Source organism: Sulfitobacter sp. AS92, assembly GCF_038900015.1.
GTDB lineage: Bacteria > Pseudomonadota > Alphaproteobacteria > Rhodobacterales > Rhodobacteraceae > Sulfitobacter.
In genome coordinates this window covers 525,724-545,094 of sequence record NZ_JBBMQL010000002.1, presented here as the reverse complement: position 1 = coordinate 545,094, position 19,371 = coordinate 525,724, and the positions used below count along the sequence as shown (strand labels likewise).

21 protein-coding genes and 1 pseudogene are annotated in these 19,371 nt (G+C 59.4%); 12 read left to right on the top strand and 10 right to left on the bottom strand.

The window, feature by feature from the left end:
- Positions 1-13: 13 nt before the first annotated feature.
- The 5 genes from WNY61_RS05740 to secG form a co-directional block, all read right to left on the bottom strand.
- On the bottom strand, positions 14-451 hold the full coding sequence (locus WNY61_RS05740) for a TerB family tellurite resistance protein (protein WP_342850495.1): 438 nt from the start codon (positions 449-451) through the stop codon (positions 14-16).
- Positions 452-526: 75 nt separating this feature from the next.
- A complete protein-coding gene (locus WNY61_RS05735; RefSeq protein ID WP_007119318.1) occupies positions 527-820 on the bottom strand; it encodes a DUF1330 domain-containing protein in 294 nt (97 codons plus the stop codon).
- A gap of 3 nt (positions 821-823) precedes the next feature.
- Complete coding sequence (rlmJ, locus tag WNY61_RS05730; RefSeq protein WP_342850493.1) at positions 824-1,615, bottom strand: 23S rRNA (adenine(2030)-N(6))-methyltransferase RlmJ; 792 nt, start codon at positions 1,613-1,615, stop codon at positions 824-826.
- 221 nt (positions 1,616-1,836) lie between these two features.
- Complete coding sequence (locus WNY61_RS05725) at positions 1,837-3,480, bottom strand: CTP synthase (RefSeq protein WP_342850492.1); 1,644 nt, start codon at positions 3,478-3,480, stop codon at positions 1,837-1,839.
- Between the two features lie 178 nt (positions 3,481-3,658).
- A complete protein-coding gene (gene secG, locus WNY61_RS05720) occupies positions 3,659-4,015 on the bottom strand; it encodes a preprotein translocase subunit SecG (RefSeq protein ID WP_342850491.1) in 357 nt (118 codons plus the stop codon).
- A gap of 336 nt (positions 4,016-4,351) precedes the next feature.
- Between secG and nthA the strand changes: the two genes are divergently transcribed.
- The 5 genes from nthA (at position 4,352) to WNY61_RS05695 (ending at position 7,581) form a co-directional block, all read left to right on the top strand.
- On the top strand, positions 4,352-4,969 hold the full coding sequence (nthA, locus tag WNY61_RS05715; protein WP_342850490.1) for a nitrile hydratase subunit alpha: 618 nt from the start codon (positions 4,352-4,354) through the stop codon (positions 4,967-4,969).
- Positions 4,966-5,640, top strand: coding sequence for a nitrile hydratase subunit beta (gene nthB / locus WNY61_RS05710; protein WP_342850488.1), 675 nt, complete (start codon positions 4,966-4,968; stop codon positions 5,638-5,640). Before nthA ends, nthB begins: the two co-directional genes overlap by 4 nt.
- Positions 5,637-5,963, top strand: coding sequence for a nitrile hydratase accessory protein (locus tag WNY61_RS05705; protein WP_342850487.1), 327 nt, complete (start codon positions 5,637-5,639; stop codon positions 5,961-5,963). The genes nthB and WNY61_RS05705 overlap by 4 nt, the downstream gene beginning before the upstream one ends.
- 90 nt (positions 5,964-6,053) lie before the next feature.
- Positions 6,054-7,349, top strand: a complete 1,296-nt coding sequence (locus WNY61_RS05700; protein ID WP_342850485.1) for an adenylosuccinate synthase — start codon at positions 6,054-6,056, stop codon at positions 7,347-7,349.
- Between the two features lie 4 nt (positions 7,350-7,353).
- The gene (locus WNY61_RS05695) at positions 7,354-7,581 is read left to right on the top strand and encodes a DUF2842 domain-containing protein (RefSeq protein WP_067626583.1); all 228 of its coding nucleotides are present in this window, start codon (positions 7,354-7,356) and stop codon (positions 7,579-7,581) included.
- Positions 7,582-7,640: 59 nt separating this feature from the next.
- Here the strand turns inward: WNY61_RS05695 and WNY61_RS05690 are convergent, their stop codons facing one another.
- Complete coding sequence (locus WNY61_RS05690) at positions 7,641-9,854, bottom strand: hypothetical protein (RefSeq protein ID WP_342850484.1); 2,214 nt, start codon at positions 9,852-9,854, stop codon at positions 7,641-7,643.
- A gap of 53 nt (positions 9,855-9,907) precedes the next feature.
- Between WNY61_RS05690 and WNY61_RS05685 the strand changes: the two are divergent.
- Positions 9,908-10,438 (top strand): annotated as a pseudogene (locus WNY61_RS05685) (thiamine pyrophosphokinase); the annotation flags it as partial.
- A 37-nt stretch (positions 10,439-10,475) separates the two neighbouring features.
- Here WNY61_RS05685 and WNY61_RS05680 read toward each other — a convergent pair.
- Positions 10,476-11,465: a DMT family transporter gene (locus WNY61_RS05680; protein WP_342850483.1), complete on the bottom strand. Its 990-nt coding sequence runs from the start codon at positions 11,463-11,465 to the stop codon at positions 10,476-10,478.
- 165 nt (positions 11,466-11,630) lie between these two features.
- Positions 11,631-13,025, bottom strand: coding sequence for a diguanylate cyclase (locus tag WNY61_RS05675; RefSeq protein ID WP_342850482.1), 1,395 nt, complete (start codon positions 13,023-13,025; stop codon positions 11,631-11,633).
- 96 nt (positions 13,026-13,121) lie between these two features.
- On the opposite strand from WNY61_RS05675, the gene WNY61_RS05670 reads away from it, so the two are divergent.
- Positions 13,122-13,406: a DUF3572 domain-containing protein gene (locus WNY61_RS05670; RefSeq protein WP_342850481.1), complete on the top strand. Its 285-nt coding sequence runs from the start codon at positions 13,122-13,124 to the stop codon at positions 13,404-13,406.
- The gene (locus WNY61_RS05665) at positions 13,397-14,092 is read left to right on the top strand and encodes an HAD family hydrolase (protein WP_342850480.1); all 696 of its coding nucleotides are present in this window, start codon (positions 13,397-13,399) and stop codon (positions 14,090-14,092) included. Before WNY61_RS05670 ends, WNY61_RS05665 begins: the two co-directional genes overlap by 10 nt.
- A 15-nt stretch (positions 14,093-14,107) precedes the next feature.
- On the opposite strand, the gene WNY61_RS05660 is transcribed toward WNY61_RS05665, so the two are convergent.
- Together WNY61_RS05660 and WNY61_RS05655 are read right to left on the bottom strand one after the other, a co-directional pair.
- Entirely contained in the window at positions 14,108-14,629 is a 522-nt protein-coding gene (locus WNY61_RS05660; protein ID WP_342850479.1) for a YetF domain-containing protein, read from the bottom strand.
- Entirely contained in the window at positions 14,629-15,276 is a 648-nt protein-coding gene (locus tag WNY61_RS05655; protein ID WP_342850478.1) for a DUF998 domain-containing protein, read from the bottom strand. The genes WNY61_RS05660 and WNY61_RS05655 overlap by 1 nt, the downstream gene beginning before the upstream one ends.
- Positions 15,277-15,688: 412 nt before the next feature.
- Here WNY61_RS05655 and WNY61_RS05650 point away from each other — a divergent pair, with 412 nt between their 5' ends.
- The 4 genes from WNY61_RS05650 (at position 15,689) to WNY61_RS05635 (ending at position 19,369) form a co-directional block, all read left to right on the top strand.
- A complete protein-coding gene (locus WNY61_RS05650; RefSeq protein WP_342850477.1) occupies positions 15,689-16,273 on the top strand; it encodes a heme NO-binding domain-containing protein in 585 nt (194 codons plus the stop codon).
- Positions 16,270-17,304, top strand: coding sequence for a GGDEF domain-containing protein (locus tag WNY61_RS05645; protein WP_342850476.1), 1,035 nt, complete (start codon positions 16,270-16,272; stop codon positions 17,302-17,304). The genes WNY61_RS05650 and WNY61_RS05645 overlap by 4 nt, the downstream gene beginning before the upstream one ends.
- Positions 17,305-17,384: 80 nt before the next feature.
- A complete protein-coding gene (locus tag WNY61_RS05640; RefSeq protein ID WP_342850475.1) occupies positions 17,385-18,440 on the top strand; it encodes a glycosyltransferase family 2 protein in 1,056 nt (351 codons plus the stop codon).
- Positions 18,437-19,369: a glycosyltransferase family A protein gene (locus WNY61_RS05635; protein ID WP_342850474.1), complete on the top strand. Its 933-nt coding sequence runs from the start codon at positions 18,437-18,439 to the stop codon at positions 19,367-19,369. Before WNY61_RS05640 ends, WNY61_RS05635 begins: the two co-directional genes overlap by 4 nt.
- Positions 19,370-19,371: the final 2 nt, after the last annotated feature.

Sequence of the window (19,371 nt, the reverse complement as noted above, 5' to 3'; positions counted from 1 at the left end):
TAAGAAGGGAGGATCAGAGCGTATTCAGCGCATTGGCGCGGGCGGCGGCCATGTCATCGTCCGACAGGCCAAGCGCGGTTTCAATGGCGACAAGCTGGATTTCCTCGTCATCATTGCGCGCGCCGTCGGACAGGGCCACTTGCCACATCGCTTCGCCCAATGCTTTGCGGTCGGCATAGTCGACCTCTTCACGCATTATGCGCGTAAACTCGGGCGTGCCGGGCGCGTCACGCTCCAACGCTTCGCAGGTGGCACGCAGCTTGGCGGCCTCAATAGGTTTCAGGCCAAAGGTCTGCGCGAGGATACGGTCAATCTGGCCAATCTCAGACGCGCGGTAATTGCGATCTGCAAAGGCCACACGCACCAAAAGCGCGCCCAATGCCAATTGCGCATTGGGTTGCGGCAGTGGTTTCGGCTGTGCCTTGCGGCGGGGGAACAGTCGGTTCAGCATGGGGCTCACTTTTTGCAAGAAACAGGATTGCCAAGGGGGGAACTGCGCGAGACGCGCGGTTGTTCCTGCCAAGGGCTAGCTGTCATAGCCCTCAACGATCACCAAAGACCCATCCGCGACATTCAAGCGGATGTCTTTCGCACGTTGGTAGCCGGGGCTTTCGTAGCAGGCGACCGCATCGGCGTAGCTGTCGAATTCCAAGACCACCGTGCGGGCGCGCATCTGCCCTTCGCGAACCTGCTGGGTGCCGCCGCGAACCAGAAACCTTGCGCCAAAGTCGGCGAAAGGTTTGGCGTTGGCCGCGCGGTATTTGTCATATATTTCAACATCGTGGATATCCATTGTGGCGATCCAATAGCCTTTTGGCATTTGTTATTTCTCCTGTTGGGTCAAGGTGGCAAAGAGGGCGGTGAGGTTCTTTGCCTCAACTTCCAGCCCATAGGGGGGATTGATCACGAACATGCCCGAACCGACCATGCCGTGACCGGGCCGCGCAGGCGGGAAGCGCACTTCGTGGCGCAGTGCATCGGGGTGGTTGGCGGTAAGCGCGTCAAGCATCGGCAGATGCGCGCGGTTGGTCAGAATGGGATACCACAGGGCGATGATGCCGACGTTCCACGCGCGGTGCAGCTTGGCGATCTGGCGCGGGATCGTGTCGTAGTCGGTCTTGATCTCGTAGCTGGGATCAATCAGCAGCATCCCCCGGCGCGGGGTCGGTGGGGTCAGGGCAAATGCCATTTCGAACCCGTCGCTCAGGTGACATTTCACCGCGTAGGGCGACATCGCCAGATCGAGCGCACTGTGTTCCTGTGGGTGCAGTTCGGCAAGGTGAATGCGGTCATCCGGGCGCAGCAGCTTCGCGGCCAGCAGGGGCGAGCCGGGGTAGGCGCGGGGGCCGTGGGTCTGGCGCAGGGCTTGCAGCACTTGCGCATAGGGATGATCTGGAGCGAACCATTTCGCCACTTTCTCGATGCCTTGGCGCGCCTCGCCGGTCTTTTCCGCCGCCGCGTCAGAAAGGTCATAGAGCGCTCTTCCGGCGTGGGTTTCGAGATAGGTGAGCGGTTTGTCTTTGCGGGTGAGGTAAGACAGCGTCCACGCCAAGAGCGCGTGTTTTTGCACGTCTGCAAGGTTTCCGGCGTGGTAGATATGTTGATAGCTGAGCATGACTCAGGTGTAGCGGAGTGGTTGGCGGGTGCAATGCGAAAGAGTGGGACGATGAGGGCCAGCGCCTACCCGTCGCACCGTAGGTGCGCAATCAATACAGGCACGCCTTTGGCGTGACGGGCGGGCAGGCGATGGCCCGGCGCCTGCGGCTTGATTCCGAGCCTGATGGTGGGTGCCAGATAGGAAAAAGGCCCGGCGTTTAACGCTCGGGCCTTAAAATCTTATACCAACCGCGACACTTCCTTTGCCGCCCGCACAAAATCCTTGAACAAGGGATGCGGCTCAAAGGGCTTCGATTTCAGCTCGGGGTGGAACTGCACCCCGATAAACCACGGGTGATCCGACCATTCAACGATCTCCGGCAACTTACCATCTGGCGACATGCCCGAGAACTTAAGCCCAACCTTCTCCAACTGGTCCTTATAAGCGATATCAACCTCATAGCGGTGACGGTGACGCTCATCAATCGTGGTGGTGCCATAGGCCTCAGCCACGCGCGAGCCCTCGACCAGCGTTGCGTCATAAGCGCCCAAACGCATGGTGCCGCCCTTATCGTCGTCAACCTTACGCGCGACCTTGTGGTTGCCCTGCACCCATTCCTTGAGGTGGTACACAACCGGCTCGAACCGTTTCTTGCCCGCCTCATGGTCGAACTCTTCGGAGCCAGCCGTCTTCAGCCCAGCCACATTCCGTGCGGCCTCGATCACCGCCATCTGCATGCCAAGGCAAATCCCCAGATAGGGCACCTTGTGTTCGCGCGCATATTGCGCGGCTTTGATCTTGCCCTCGGTGCCGCGCTCACCAAAACCCCCGGGCACGAGGATCGCGTGGAAGCCTTCAAGGTGCGGCCCGGCGTCTTCGCTGTCGAAAATCTCGGCGTCGACCCACTCGACCTTGACCTTCACCCGGTTCGCCATCCCGCCATGGGTCAGCGCTTCGGCGATGGATTTATAGGCATCCTCAAGCTGGGTGTATTTGCCTACGATGGCGACTTTGACCTCGCCCTCGGGGTTGTAGATGCGATCCGCCACATCTTCCCACCGCGTCAGGTTCGGCTTGGGCGCGGGGGTAATCTCAAAGGCGTCCAGCACCGCTTGATCCAACCCTTCGCGGTGATAGGCGAGCGGCGCTTCGTAGATCGACTTCAAATCCTGCGCGGCAATCACCGAGTCAGGGCGCACGTTGCAGAACAACGCCAACTTCTCGCGCTCTTTCGCCGGGATCGGCCCCTCGGAGCGGCACACCAGAATATCCGGTGCGATGCCGATGGAGCGCAATTCTTTGACCGAGTGCTGTGTCGGCTTGGTCTTCAACTCGCCGCTCGCTTTAACGAAAGGCAGCAAGGTCAGGTGCATAAAAATACACTGTCCGCGCGGCTTGTCTTGACTGAACTGGCGGATCGCTTCGAAGAAGGGCAGGCCTTCAATGTCGCCCACGGTGCCGCCGATTTCGCAAAGCATGAAGTCAACTTCATCGCCGCCGATGTCGAGGAATTCTTTGATCTCATTCGTCACATGCGGGATGACCTGAATGGTTTTGCCCAGATAATCGCCCCGCCGCTCTTTCTCCAAAACGGTGGAGTAGACGCGACCCGAGCTGATGCTGTCGGTCTTGCGCGCGGCAACGCCGGTGAAGCGTTCGTAGTGGCCCAGATCAAGATCGGTTTCCGCGCCATCGTCGGTGACGAAAACTTCGCCATGCTCAAAAGGCGACATCGTGCCGGGATCGACGTTCAGATAAGGGTCCAACTTGCGCAGACGTACCGAAAAGCCACGTGCCTGAAGCAAAGCGCCCAAGGCCGCCGAGGCCAGCCCCTTGCCCAGAGACGAGACCACACCGCCGGTGATGAAAATATAGCGTGCCATGTGATCAGAGACCCCCGTGAATTCAAAGTTTGTAGCAGGCAAAAACCAACCAAACGCGCTGCGGAAAACCGCAGCCCACGGGATTTAAGCCTTATAGGATTCGGACGTTCAAAGCAAGGCCCGCCGCAACATGATGTTGCAAACTCGGGCCGTGCCTCAAGGTTTTGTGTTCGTTAGGTTAATCGGCCGCAGGGACCAGCGGTGTGTTGCCATCCGCAGACGGCGGCAGCAGATCGTCGCCTGCAGGCAGCGCCGGGCTGCCGTTCTGGGCGGGCGGTGTCGCGCTCAGCCGGTCAATGACCGACGAACCTGCAGATTTTTCAGCCGCGATAATGGTCAGGGTGATCGAAGTCACAATGAAACCAGCGGCGAGAAACCAAGTGATCTTGCCCAAAGCGGTAGCAGCCGAGCGGCCAGAAACAGCGCCGCCGCCGCCCCCCATGCCGAGGCCGCCGCCCTCAGACCGTTGCAGCAGCACCACGGCGATTAGGCCAAGGGCCAGAATCAGGTGAATGATCAGAACGACATTTTCCATGGGTGAGACTGCTTTCGGTTTTGGTTGGCGGGTATCTATTCGTCTTTGACCATGGGGGCAAGGGTGGATTGCCGCGCGGCGGCGATCGGATTGGACAGGAGGCAACGGGGAGACCCACAGACAAAGACCGCCGCTTTGGGGCGACGGTCTTTTGAAGCGGTACTCAACCACAATATGTAAGAGGGCTATCCTGGAATTAAGGTGGTGCAGACTCGCCTCGTAAAGATATCATAACATAAAACAGCGCCAAATTCGCCTGTATTGTTTTCAGGAAAATGAAGGGATTGCGCGGTTTCGGCAATGGACAGCCGACCGCGCCTCGGGCAATCTGCGACCATGCCCCATGATCATTCAGACCACGACCACCCCCATGCCCTGCTGCCGCCTGAGCCTGCGCTTAGGGTCAAGGCGCTGGAAACACTGCTGACGCGCAAGGGGCTGATTGACCCCGCAGCGCTGGATGAAATCATCGACACCTATGAGAACCGCATCGGTCCGCGCAACGGCGCCGAAGTTGTCGCCCGCGCCTGGAGCGATCCTGATTTTCGCGCGGCTTTATTGGAAGACGCGACCGCCGTGGTGTCCGAGATGGGCTTCTTTGGGCGGCAAGGTGAACATATGGTTGCGGTCGAAAACACCGACGCGGTGCACAACATCGTCGTTTGCACCCTGTGCAGTTGCTATCCATGGCCACTGCTCGGCATCCCGCCGGGCTGGTACAAATCCGATGCCTACCGCGCCCGCGTGGTGCGTGAGCCGCGCAAGGTACTGGCGGAGTTCGGTGTCGAACTTTCCGCTGAGACCGCCGTGCGCGTCTGGGACTCAACCGCCGAAGTACGCTATCTGGTCGTCCCGCAGCGCCCAGCAGGCAGTGAGGGGTTAGACGTCGCCGCGCTGGCCGATCTCGTCACGCGCGATAGTATGATTGGCACCGGATTGGCCAAAGCCCCATGAACCGCGTGCATGATATGGGCGGACGTTTCGGCGATGGCGCAGTCACACCGGAGGCGGAAGACGTGGTCTTTCACGCCGATTGGCACCCGCGCGCCTTGGCGCTGACCTTGGCCACCGGCGCGTTAGGCAAATGGAACATCGACGTCTCGCGCCATACCCGCGAATGTCTCGACCCCGCCGACTACGCGCGGTTCAGCTATTACGAGAAGTGGATTGCCGGAGTGGCTGATATGCTGGTCGCCCGTGGGGTGGTCAGTCGTGAGGAGCTTGCAGGAACGGCAGACCCCACGCCAAGCCCGCTGGCGGAAAAGGCGTTGAAAGCACCTCAAGTCGCCGGGGTGCTGGCCCGTGGTGGTCCGGCGGATCGCACCTCTGACATCGCTGCGATCTTCGCGCCCGGTGACGCTGTCGTTACCCGCAAACAGCCAGGAAATACCATCGTCGCCGGCGGCCACACTCGGTTGCCCGCATATGCCGCTGGTGCGCGGGGGCGGGTGCTGCGGCTGCATGGCACACATGTCTTGCCCGACAGCAACGCCCACGATCTGGGCGAGGCGCCCGAGCCGCTTTATGCTGTGGCCTTCCCAGCCAGCGAGCTCTGGGCGCATCCCGAACATCCCCGTGATGAGGTTGTGCTCGATCTATGGCAAAGCTATCTGGAAATTCCATGAGCGCCCCGGAACCGGCCTTTGAAGCGCCTTGGCACGCGCAACTTTTTGCGTTGACGGTGCATTTGAACGAGAGCGGCCTTTTCGACTGGCCCTTTTGGGCCGACCGCTTTGGCGCGACACTCTCCCGACACGGGCTGGCGCGAGAGTTGAACGGGGGTGAGGATTACTTCACCGCATGGCTGGAAACCCTCGAAACCCTGCTGACCGACGCGGGCCACGCCCGCCCCGGTGATCTGCGTGCCCTGCGCGACGGGTGGGAGGCCGCCTATCTCAGCACGCCGCACGGCGCGCCGGTGCATTTGAACGATCCGCAAAGCGTCTAAATCTACTCGGTGGCGCTAAGCGCGTTTTTCGAGTTTCACACACCAGCCACTGTCGCTATACGGGCGCGGGACATCGCAAAGGAATATATCATGGCCAATGTCGTCGTTGTCGGCGCCCAATGGGGTGACGAGGGAAAAGGCAAGATCGTTGACTGGCTCAGCGAACGCGCCGATGTGATCGCACGCTTTCAAGGCGGGCATAACGCGGGCCACACTCTGGTCATCGACGGCAAGGTTTATAAGCTGCACGCGCTGCCTTCGGGCGTGGTGCGCGGCGGCAAGCTGTCGGTCATCGGCAATGGCGTGGTGCTGGACCCGTGGCACCTGCTTAAAGAGATTGAGACAATCGAAGGTCAGGGTGTTGTGATTAACCCCGAGAACCTGATGATCGCGGAAAACACGCCGCTGATCCTGCCGTTCCACGGTGAGTTGGACCGCGCCCGCGAAGAAGCGGCGAGCAAGGGCACCAAGATCGGCACCACTGGCCGCGGCATCGGGCCGTGTTACGAAGACAAGGTTGGCCGCCGCGCCATTCGCGTTGCCGATCTGGCCGACCCTGCGACGCTGGAAGCCCGCGTTGACCGCGCGTTGCAGCACCACGATCCGCTGCGCAAAGGTCTGGGTGTTGAGGCGATTGATCGCGATGCGCTGATTGCGCAACTTAAGGAAATCGCTCCGAAAATTCTGCCTTTCGCCGCGCCCGTTTGGAAAGTTTTGGCCGAAAAGCGCAAAGCGGGCAAACGCATCCTGTTCGAAGGGGCGCAGGGGGCATTGCTCGATATTGATTTCGGCACCTATCCCTTCGTTACGTCGTCGAACGTGATTGCAGGGCAGGCAGCGACCGGCGTGGGCCTTGGCCCCACGGCCATCGATTATGTGCTGGGCATCGTTAAAGCCTATACCACCCGCGTGGGCGAAGGCCCGTTCCCGACAGAGTTGGAAGACGCAGACGGCCAACGTTTGGGTGAGCGGGGCCATGAATTCGGCACCACCACCGGGCGCAAGCGCCGCTGTGGCTGGTTCGACGCGGCCCTGCTGCGCCAGACCTGCGCGACTTCTGGCATCACCGGTATCTGCCTGACCAAGCTTGACGTGCTCGACGGTTTTGAGACGCTGAAGGTTTGCGTGGGCTACGACCTTGATGGCGAACGGCTCGACTATCTGCCGACCGCCGCCGAGCAGCAGGCGCGCTGCGTGCCAATCTATGAAGAACTGCCGGGCTGGTCCGAATCGACCGAAGGCGCGCGCAGCTGGGCGGAATTGCCCGCCAATGCGATCAAATACGTGCGCCGAATTGAAGAATTGATTCAATGCCCCGTAGCACTGGTCTCAACCTCGCCGGAGCGGGAGGACACCATTCTGGTGACCGACCCTTTCGCGGACTGATCTGATGGCGCTGAGCTATAAAGCACGTCGCCGTTGGGCGCTGGTGATCCTGCTGATCGGGCTGCCGAGCTATATCGCGGTGGCGGTCTGGACGGTGGCCCAATTCGACCGCCCTCCGGTGCTGCTTGAGCTTGGCATCTATGTCGCCCTTGGCATCGTCTGGGCACTGCCGTTCAAATTTGTCTTTAAGGGCATTGGACAGGCGGACCCGGACGCGGACGACGACCAGTAACACGCAATAAAAAAAGCGCCCCGCGGGGCGCTTTTTCGTATCAGCACTGTGGCCGGGGCTTAACCCACGGCGCGGTGGTCGGGACGATAGCCAATCTCATCTGACACGGTGAACCGCCCGCCTTTGATCTTTTCGATCTTGCCGGCGCGCAGCAACTGCCCAAAGGAGCGCAGCCCATCTTCGCGGGTGAAGTCCGGCAGGCCGACCGAGCGTACCTTGCCCATCAGCTGTGGGCGGGAGAATTGATCACGACCCTCCACAAAAGACATGTAAGACGCCGCCGCTTCGAGCAATTCGGGCAGTTTGGTGGCCCCCATGTCCGCCGCGAAATCGGCAAAGCTTTCGGCATCGGGGTTGGTCTTGACGGGCTCAACCACCGCGGCCACGCGACGCGGACGTACGGGGCCAGCATTGCGCAGTTTGTCAACGTCGATGCGCTGCTCGGCCACCAGCTTTAGCGGGGCAGGGCGGGCGTCGTTGTTCGGGCGCTCGGTCCGCGTGGGACGGCTGATCGGGCGGCGCGGGCGGACCACATCAGCCAGATCTTCGCGGTAAGCGTCGTCCGACGTCGCTGTCGTGGCACGGCCACCCATGGCTTCATCAGCCTTCTTGGCAGCGACAGCAGCGCGCAGATGGGCAAAGGCATCGCGGCGCGTCGTGCTTTCCGGCTCATCCATCTTGCTGTCGGTTTCTGCCATCAGCCGCGACATGTCTGGGCCGGTCTCGTCATCGAGGGTGGGCAGGCTGTGGCGCGCGGCTTGAGCAGGTGCGACTTCTTCCTCGGCCAGCTCAGCTGCGTCTTCGGCCTCTGCCACTGGGGCCACATCTTCTTCTGCTTCTTCGGTCGTTTCAGCCTCTGCTGCGGGCGCGAAATCTTCGTCTTCGGCCTCAGCAGGTGCTGCCTCTTCCTCGGTCATTTCGACTGCGGGCTTAGGCGCATTTTCCTCTTGCTTGGGGGCCGCACCGCCAAGTTCGGCTTCCAAAGCAGCCAGCTCACGGGCCAACTCATCTTCATCCTCTACCGAAAGGGTCGAGCTGGGCTTCGCTTCTGCTGCAGGTGCTTTTTTCGGGGTCTCGTCAGAGACTTCTTCCAAATCGCCCCGTGCCACAGCGGCGTCGAGATCAGTGCGTTTGACTTTGATCACCCGACCCTTGCGGGGCAGATCGGCGGCTTCGACTCCCGATGCAGCCTCTGCGTTTTCGTCAAACAGGCTCTCTGCAGTTTCTGCAGTCTCGCCTTCATCAGCTTCAGTGGCGTCAAGGCGGTTAAGGATGTCGGAAAGATCATCTTCTTCGTCTTCTACATCCGCGTCGGCCTTATGCGTGGCCTCATCAGCCTGCAGCGCGTCTTCGATGTCACGGCGGGCGGCGGCGATGGCAGCTTCGCTCTCTTGGGCTTCTCTGCGCGGCTCAGCAGCGACAGGTGCTGTTTTCGGTGCGGCAGGCGCCTCTTCCTCGTCATAGCCCGGTGCATCGTCCTCGTCCTGCTGGGCGACAACGGCGCGGATGCGCTGAAGTTTGGCGGCGATGCTGTCGGCAGGCGCGGTGTTCGGAGCAGGAACCTCTTCGGCGGCAGCTGTCTGCGCTTCGTCTTCGTAGTGAGACTGCGGCTGCGGGCTCGCGGCAAAAAATGCTTCCGCGTCACTTGTGTCGTCTTCCTCAATGTCCACGCTCGGTGCATGGGCCATGGGAACCGCCGCAGGCGCAGGCTCGGCCATCACGGCAGTGTCTGCGATCACGGCTTCGGGGGCCTCAGGTGTTTCTGGCGTTGCAACAGCGGCGGTATCGGCAATCTCAGCCTTGAGCGGGGCTGGTGCCTCCTCCGCAACGGGGGCTTGCTCTGCCGTGCGGAGTGCTGCCGCCGGAGTCTCGGCTGGTGCGGCCTGAGCCACGGGAGCCTGAGCCACGGGAGCCTGGGCCGGGGCATCCGGGCTGTGATCTTCCAGCGCGCTCAGCACGATCTTGCCTTCCTGCTCACGCGCCTGAACCCGACGGGATACTTCACGCTGTGCGATCCGGGTGAGCATTTCCGCATCCGGCTGTGGAGGTTCGGCACCGAAGTAGCGGTCATCCGAGGCTAGGTCGCGGAAATATTCGGCAATGGCTTTCATGGTGCCAAATGAATCGTCGAAGCCTTCCAGGGTGCACGAAAAAGTGCCATAGGAGACCGTTAAGATTTTGTTGCTGTTCATCATCGGATGCTCGTCCTCTGCGGTGTTGCAGGTATCGTTTACCACGATGTCCAAGACCAAAGCGGCTCGAATCTGTGCCATTCAGCGTATGATTTCAAGGCAAGATTAAGGCAGATTTCCAAAAGGGGCGTGAATTGACCACTTCAGACTACATAGTTCGCGACAAGGGTCCAGTCACGCTGCTTGGCGGTGGGGAGGCCTTTGAGGGTGATCTTAAGGCGGCGCTGGCACTGGCGCCGACATGTGTCGCGGCTGACAGCGGTGCCGCGCTGGCCGTGGCGGCGGGTGTGCCACTGGCGGCTGTTATTGGGGATTTTGATTCCACACCGGCAGAGGTGCTGGCGCAGATACCAGCAGAGCGCCGTCACCGGATCGACGAGCAAGAGAGCACAGATTTCGAAAAGGCGCTAACCCGGATCGACACGCCTTTGATCTTAGGGGTCGGCTTTACCGGCGCGCGCGTGGATCACCAGCTTGCGGCGTTCAACACGCTTGCGGCCTATCCGCATCGGTCCTGCATCTTACTGGGCGCGCAGGAGATTGTTCTGCTCGCACCGCCTCGGATCACGCTACCCACGGCGGCGGGGGATGTGGTCTCCCTCATGCCACTCGGCCCGGTGCAGGGGCGCAGCGTCGGTTTGGAATGGCCGATTGACGGGTTAAACTTCGCCCCCGGCGGGCGGATTGGAACCTCGAACCGAGCTACGGGGCCTGTCGCGCTGGAGATGGCCGGACCGGAAATGCTGTTGATTTTGCCGCGCTCCCTTGTGGCGCCGCTGGTGGCACAACTGCTGCGGCCAGAGCATGCGCCGTGGCCCGCTCGCGCATAATAATGTAAAGCCCCGCGCTGACGGTGATCAAAATGCCCAATCCTGCCAATAGGTTCGGCAGGTCGGAGAATATGATTAACCCAAGCAGTGTGGCAAAAGGAATCTCAAGATATTGCATCGGGGCGAGGGTCGTCGATGGGGCAAAGCGAAGCGACCATGTCATCAGCAAGTGGGCGATGGTGCCAAGAAGCCCGATGCCGAGCAGGAGGGACCAGTCCAACGCATCGGGCTGGATGATTTGGAGCGGGGCGATCGGCATTGCAGAGCCGAGAGCAAGCAAAGGTAAGATCATCACCACCGCCATAACACCGCTGACGGCTTGAAGGCTGATCGGGTCGGTCTGTTTCGCGATTTGACGGGTGACCAACATGAAGAATGAAAAGACCACCGCCACCACGATCGGCAGCAGCGCAGGCCAGCCGACATTTGCGAAACTGGGCTGAACAATCAAAAGCGTGCCGAGAAATCCAACAATGCTCGCCCCGAGCCGCCTTGGGCCGACCTCTTCATTCAAGATAAACTTGCCAAGCAGCAGCATGAAAAACGGCATGACGAACGCGATGGCAACGGCATCGGCCAGAGGCAAATACTTTAAAGCTGTGAACATCGCGGCGATCCCCGCCATATGCAGGATGGTCCGCAAAAGGGTTAGCCAGAACACCCGCCCACTCATGCGCCACGCCCGGCCCGATGCCCAAACGATTGGGATGAGGATCAACGCCTGAACGGCAAAGCGGATAAGCACGACCTGCCCAAGCGGGACCGATGCGCCAAGCAGCTTGGCTACTGCATCACCGACAGGGGCTATGATGCAAAAACCCATCATCAGGGTTATTCCGATAAGAGGCCGATCCTGCTGCATTGGGTTACGCTAAGGAAGATTAGTGAAATGCGCAATCATTGGTTGAAAGGCGTAGGGGGAAATCGCGCTGACGACTGACGACTGACGACTGACGACTGACGACTGACGGCATAGGGCTGACGGCTGAGGCGCGGATCTGCGAAACTGGCGTTATTTCGTGGAGGGCTAGGCAGCAGGGCGGCTTAAATTTACTTGGTTCCTGCCGTGCGATTTTGCAGAATAAAGCGCCCGATCTGCCTGCGCCATCAGGGCTTCTGCTGAAAGCGGGCTGCCGTCTTGCACCATCGGCCCGATGGAGAGGCCGATGCTGATGGTGACATGCACAGGCGCAGGTGTGCCGGGGACAACGAACCCCCGATTGCCGATGTCAGTACAAATATCGGCGGCAGTGGATTCAGCGTTAGAGAGGTTGGTGCCGGGCATCACGATGAGAAACTCCTCACCGCCAATCCTTGCGACTAGGTCCATACCGCGCAGATTGTTGCGCAGCCGCTCTGCAGTTTGCACCAATACCGAATCCCCAGCTGCATGGCCGTAGCGATCGTTAATTCCTTTGAAGTGATCTAAATCGGCGACCATCACCGCAAAGGGGCGGGCCGTTTCAAGGGCGTGTTCTGCGATCTGGTCTAGATGGGGCAGAGCATAGCGGCGGTTGTGCAGCCCCGTCAGCGGATCGAATACCGCAGCTTTCAGCCCTGTACGCACCGTGTTGCGCAGTTGGTCGGTCTTGCGTTTGCGGCGTAGGATAGCATGTAGGCGCAGAACCATTTCGGCAGTGTTAAAGCCGTCGGTCATCAAATCGTCGGCGCCCAGATCAAGTGCGGTCGCCGCCTGTGCTGCGTCGGGGGTCAATTGCACGACCAACAGCCCGGCGTGGCGGGTCTGCGCATTGGCGCGCAGAACCGAAATCAGCCGCAGCGCCGCGTTGGCAGTATTAGGTATCTCTGACAGGACCAGCACATAGGCATCGGGTGGCCCGTTTTTAGAGGCAGATCGAATGGCCTCCTCCGGATTGGCGAGGGTAAGCCCCGCACGCAATAGGGGGCGCAGTTGTCTGGCCCAATTGACGCTCGTCGCGCTGTCGGAATGGATCAAAACGCAGTGACTTTGGGCTGTAAACTCGGTGGATGGTTCAGCCAGACCAAGCGCCCGGGTGGTATCATCCCGCATTTCCCATTCGCCCGCCGCATTGCGGGCGCGGATAAGGCTGCGCGCGCGGCCAAGTAGCAATGTCGTATCAAGCGGCCTTAACAACACATCGCTGGCGCCCGCCTCTAATGCGGCAAGTCGATCTGTTGTTTGATCCCCGTTTCCGATGGCCAGCACCGGAAGCTGCGCAGTATCGGCAGACGCTTTCAGCGCCTCACACAGATCGGCAGCCCCGCCGCCGGGCAGGGTCAGCGCGCATATCACAAGGTCAGGCGGGTTTTCCCGCGCAGTAGCCAAGGCCTCTTCCATATCTACGGCCTGAACGACCTGATAAAACGCCGCACAAAGCTTGACCTTGAGGGCGATACGATTGGTCGCAATCGCATCTGCAATAAGGATGGTCCCTTGCACGACAGCTCCTTCACCGTACAAATCAGTTTGATGCTCTAGTGTTTGCGCCCTAATGGTTAACAAAGGGTTTCCAACCTGCTGCAGAAGACGGTTCCTATGTCCTATACTCAAGATTCCGCCGAGACCTTGGCGCTACAAGCGCTTGCTTGGCTGGCGGCGAATGACGATCTGTTGCCCGTGTTTCTAGGCAGCACCGGCGCGTCGGAAGCAGACCTGAAACGACAGGCCAGCGACCCTGTATTTCTTGGCGCTGTGCTGGATTTCTTGATGATGGATGATGCGTGGGTCATCGGCTTTTGCGACCATTTAGCTATCCCCTATGAACGGATAATGCAGGCCCGCGCTGCATTGCCCGGCGGGGAGCAGGTGCATTGGACTTAAAAAACATTAAAGGTTTACTGTTCGATAAAGACGGGACGCTTTTTGATTTCGCCGCGACATGGGTGCCTTGGGCCGAAGCCTTTTTGCTGCGTGCCTGCGGGGGCAATCGCAGCTTTGCCGCACGGGTCGGCACAGATATCGGGTTTGATTTCGCCGCACGCCGCTTTGCGCCGTATAGCATCGCGATCGCTGGCACACCTCAGCAAGTGGTCGATGCCTTGGCGCCGCATTTTCCGGATCAATCGCCCGCAGCTTTGCTTGAGATGATCAACACCGAGGCAAGCCTTGCCCCGCAGTGCGAAGCCGTGCCTCTTAAACCATTTTTGCAGCAGCTTCGCGACAAAGGTCTCAGGCTTGGCGTGGCGACAAATGACGCCGAACATCCCGCGCGGGCGCATCTTTCTGCGGCAGGGGTGGTTGATATGTTCGACTTTATTGCTGGGTTCGATACCGGGCATGGGGGCAAGCCTGCGCCGGGGCAACTGCTTGCATTTGCGTCCCATGTGAACCTGCCCGCCGCATCAATTGCTATGATCGGTGACAGCATTCACGACTTAGAAGCCGGTCGCGCGGCTGGCATGCTACGTATTGCTGTGTTGACCGGGCCCGCAGGCCAGCAGGACCTTGCAGCCCATGCCGATATGGTGCTGCCAGATATCGGCCATCTGCTAAAGTATCTGCCCTGAAATAGCTGTGCGTACTCAACCTGTGGTCGCAGATGCGCCCTCAAGTATCCGCTCATCCAGGTCTTCCCCATGGAGGACCGAAATATCCCCCGTTGTTTCAAGCACCACGGCGCGCACGTCGGAAAATTTCATCACGTTGGCCTCACGCAGCTTGGCGATCAAATCAGCGCGGGCGACGCGGGTCTGGCGCAGCGCCTCATCAAAAATCTGCCCGTCACGCATCAGAATTACAGGCTCATTCTGCACGACGTCTTCAAATCGATCAGAGGCTTGCCGTAATCGGGCGATAACAAATTGCGCACCAAGGAGCGCCAAGATTGCCAAGGTAGGCTGTGCAAATTCCGGCCATGTGGTCGCCTGACAGGCCCCTGCAAGAAGCGAGCCGGTGGCAACTGTGGCCACGAAATCAAAGGCGGTCATCTTTGAAAAAGTGCGCAGACCGATGACGCGGACCACAAAAACCACCCAAACCAGTGCGAGGCCGGAAAGCAATAGCGCACGCGCAATAATATCAAGCGGAACACTGTCGAAAAACATCAGCCTAGTCCCTCATTTAGCGCTTTGCCGCGCTGGATAAAGAAGCGCCCGATGAGCACCACCATAGCCATCGCAATCAGCCCCAGATAGCGCTCATAAATCCCATCGATCCCGGTCGGGAGAAAGAAAAACGGCGGCGCAGATATCAGCCAAAGTATCGAAATGACTTTGAGCGCTTTTGCGAGAGAGGGAGAAGCCTCAGCGAAACCGCTAGAAAGCAGCCACGGTACGGCCAGCATGATCACGCCAAGCGCGTAGACCAGATAAATATGGATCACTACGCCGTCGGAGTCGCGATCCCCGTATTCGTTCCTTGCACCCACCAGAAAAACGATAAGCCCCAACACGGCAAGGCCGATAGTGCCGGTGCTCCAACGTCCGCCGCCGAAGTGAACATGCGCGCATAAAAGGGCGCAAGCTACGAGCGAGGCTGAAAACGCATAGATGCCAATATCAACGATAAACTCATACCGTCCCGCACCGAGGTCACTGATCGTATCTGCAATCCAGTCGTGGTCTGGAACCACAAAATCTGCGATCAAGATTGAGACGGCGAATACCACACAGCCAATGATCGCGCTCCAGCCCAAACAACTCATAAATTCCGGTGCGCTGTGCTGGCGGGGAACTGTGACCTTATTACTCATTTCGTCAAACCCACCTTCGCCGCCAATTAACGTATGCGGCCTGGCACGGGCGGCCAGACCGAATGATATCAGTCCGAAAGACGCGAGCGTTCCTCGGCATTGGGGCTCCCTGCGGGGGCCTCATCCAAGTGGCTTCGGGGCGGTGCAGGTTCTCTTGGGGATTTTTGGGCGGGGTCTTGTTGTCGTCCTTAGGGTGTTTTGGATCATCGCTCATGGGAATACTCCTCGCTAGCTACGCGTCGAGGAAAGGCACCGTGCCATCCTCTGCACTCAAACGCACAGCTAGGGGTGCCAGTTCCGCATGAATGGGATGTGACAGCCAAGGTCAATTTCCGAACAACTGGAATCATCAGGCCAATCTTAACCACTACACGTGCATTCTAGCAGCGGGAAAAATGGGAATGAGGCAGTCATGCACGGGCTTATAAACCGCAGCATTCAAAACTACTTTTGCGCCAACTATGGTAAGGAGCTTTGGGCCGATGTGGCCTCTCGCGCCGGGTTGGATTTTACAGAGTTCGAGGTGATGCTCACCTATCCGGACCACATCACTCCGGCGGTTCTGGATGCGGTTTGCGCTGTCCTTGACCGGTCACGCGCGGAGGTGATGGAAGATGTCGGAACCTTCCTCGTGGCGCAGCCGGGCTATGGGGCGGTGCGGCGTTTGCTGCGATTTGGCGGGGTGAGTTTTGGTGATTTTCTACAGTCGCTTGATGATTTGCCAGACCGGACGCGCCTCGCCTTGTCCGAGCTGAGACTGCCGTGGATTGAACTGCGCGAAGATCCTGACGGTCAGTATTCATTGATCTGCGCAGCACCGCTTGTTGGCTATGGGTATCTCATGATGGGGGTCTTGCGGGCCATGGCCGACGACTATGGTGCGCTTGTTTTGTTAGAGCACTGTGGACGGTCCGCTGGGGTCGAAACGCTAAAGATCATTCTGGTTGAGGTCGATTTTTCAGAAGGCCGCAGTTTCGAGCTTGGGGCGCGGGCATGAGTGAGGTGATCCAAGATACAGCAGTTTTGGACAAGCTCTGCCCCATGCATCTGCTCTTGTCCGCCACGGGGGTCATTGGCCACGCGGGGCCGACAATCCAAAAACTGCGGCCTCAGTCCCCGCTCGTTGGGCAGCGGTTTTTCGATACCATGGCCGTCAAACGACCTCGCGGGATCCATGGAATGGAAGGCCTGCGGCGTGCGACGGGCGTGAAACTGCATCTCGCCCTTCGCGATGCCCCCCGGACTGAATTGAAGGGATTGCTGGTGCCGCTGGGCGATGGCCGCACGATCGTAAACCTTTCTTTCGGGATCTCTATTTTCGATGGGGTACAAGACTATGCGCTGACAAATGCCGATTTTGCCGCGACCGACATGGCGATTGAAATGCTCTATCTTATGGAGGCAAAATCAGCCGCTATGGAGGCCTCCCGCCGCTTGAACCTGCGTCTGCAAGAAGCGCGCATCGCCGCGGAGGAGCAGGCCTTTACCGACATCTTGACCGGTCTCAAAAACCGTCGTGCGCTGAATGCAGTATTGGAAAGATTGATCACGGCTGGAGAGAGCTTTGCCGTGATGCACATCGACCTTGATTACTTCAAGGCGGTGAATGACAGCCTTGGCCATGCGGCAGGCGATCATGTGTTGCAAACGGTCGCCCGTATTATGGTTCAGGAAACCCGAAGCTCTGATATGGTGGTCCGCTTGGGAGGGGATGAGTTCACGGTGGTCCTGCCTGATGTGCGCAACGAGAGCATGTTAAAGCGGATCGGGCAGCGCATTATTGACCAATTGGAAGAGCCAATTCAATTTAAGGGAGAGGCCTGTAAGGTCTCTGCCAGTATTGGCACGGTGTGGATCCAGCGTGGCGATAGGCAATCACGTGAGGTGGTTTTGGCAAATGCGGATGCTGCGCTTTATGCGTCAAAACATGCAGGCCGCGCGCGGCATACGTTTTATAGCCCCGCATTGCGTCGTCCCGCGAACTTCGATCCTCCAGCTTCTGGAGAGCAGGACGCTTGCGGCAGCTAATTGCCTGAGGGTGTACCGCGTTGGGTTGATTTGACATCCGAGCAGTAGACCGCACAGTTTGCCTGTCGTATCACCCCTGCATGAAATCGCCCCTGCACATTTTCCGCAGCCTGCGCCAACGTCTACACGACGCCCGCCGGCGCGCGCGCTTTGCCGCATCTGTGCAGCATCTCCACGGGCCCAGCAAACTTGACGTGGCGCCGGGTGACGTGGTGCTGATCGCCCTAGTACGCGACTGCAGCTATTACCTTGATGCCTTCTTTCGTCATTACCGTGCCATGGGCGTGCGGCATTTCGTGTTCATCGACAATGGCTCGCGCGATGACACCATTAGCCGCATCAAAGCGCAAAAAGGCACGGTGATCGACCGATGCACACTGCCGCTAGCGGAATACCAAGACCTAATCCGTCAGCATCCTGTACAGACTTACGGGAAAAACCGCTGGTGTCTCTATGTCGATGTGGACGAAATCTTTGATTTTGAAGGGCGCACCCAGATCGGTATCAGGGGGCTAACCGCCTATCTTGAGCAGCATAGCTATACCGCTCTGGTCGCTCAGACGCTTGAGATGTTTCCAAAAACAAGCCTCGCCGCGGCGGCGGGATTTCCTTATAAACAGGCGCTACAGTCCTTTCTTTACTACGATATTAGCGCCGTCAAAAAACTAGACTATCACAGCGCGGACATCTCTTTTTCGGACCTGCTGACCGAAAACGAACTGTCTAACGAAGGCGTCAAAATTGCCTTCGGCGGCGTGCGTGGTAAAGTTTTTGGCGAAGACTGCTGTCTGACGAAACACCCGCTGTTCTTTAATGCGCCCGAGGTCACGCCTACCCCGCATCCGCATCTTTCGACTGGGGTGCGCGTGGCCGACATGACAGCCGTGCTCAAACACTATAAATTCGCCAATGATGCCGCCGCGTGGGACGCTGAGACGCTGGGCGCAGGCAATCTCGCGCATGGAGGAGACGCACGGCGTATGGCAGTCATTGGGCAGAACCCGGATATCTCTCTATTTTCGCTGGATGCGCGACGCTGGAACCGGGTCGAACTTTTGTACCGCGCCGGGTTTCTGGCCCCTTCCGACGCCTATAGCGCCCATGTCGCCAATTGGCGTGATGAAAGTGCCGCATGATGATCGGCGCCGTTGTCATCGGTCGAAACGAAAGCACGCGGTTGGAACGGTCGTTGCCGGCCTTGATAGGGCAGGTGGCGCAGGTAATTTATGTCGACAGCGGCTCAACCGACGGGTCCGTCGCTATGGCGCAGGGGTTGGGGGTTAGGGTTGTCGAGTTGGACATGCAGCAGCCCTTCACCGCCGCGCGCGCGCGCAATGCGGGGGTAGAGGTGCTGGACCCGGGGATCGCGCTGGTGCAATTTCTGGATGGCGATTGCATTCTGCAAGACGGCTGGGTGGCAGTAGCAGAGGCGCATCTGTACGAACATCCAGAGGTCGCAGTGGTTTGCGGCAGGCGGCGAGAAGAGCACCCTCAAGCGTCAATCTATAACACGCTGATCGACCGCGAATGGGATACCCCAGTGGGCGAGAGCCGTGCCTGTGGCGGTGACGCTCTGATGCGGCTGGATGCCTTGCGCGCCGTGGGCGGCTACCGGGCCGATATGATCGCTGGTGAAGAGCCGGAGCTTTGCCAACGCCTGCGCCGCGCGGGCTGGCAGATATGGCGTCTGGATGCCGAGATGACATCGCATGATGCGCAGTTGGCGCGTTTTGGTCAGTGGTGGCGACGCAGCCTGCGCGCCGGTCATGCCTTTGCCGAAGGGGCCGCCTTGCATGGCAGCGGCCCAGACCGCCATTGGGTGGCTGAGACCCGCCGCGCGCTTCTTTGGGGGGCGCTCTTGCCTGCTATGATTTTGTTGCTGGCGTTGGTAATGCCTTGGGCCGCGTTGGTTCTGGCGTTGCTTTATCCGATACAACTGTTGCGGTTGATGCGCCGTGGCGGGGGGCTTTGGGGGTTTTTTACCCTACTTGGTAAATTCCCCGAGGCGTTGGGCGTGTTGAAATACCACATGCGGCGCGACGGGCGGATCATCGAATACCGTTGACT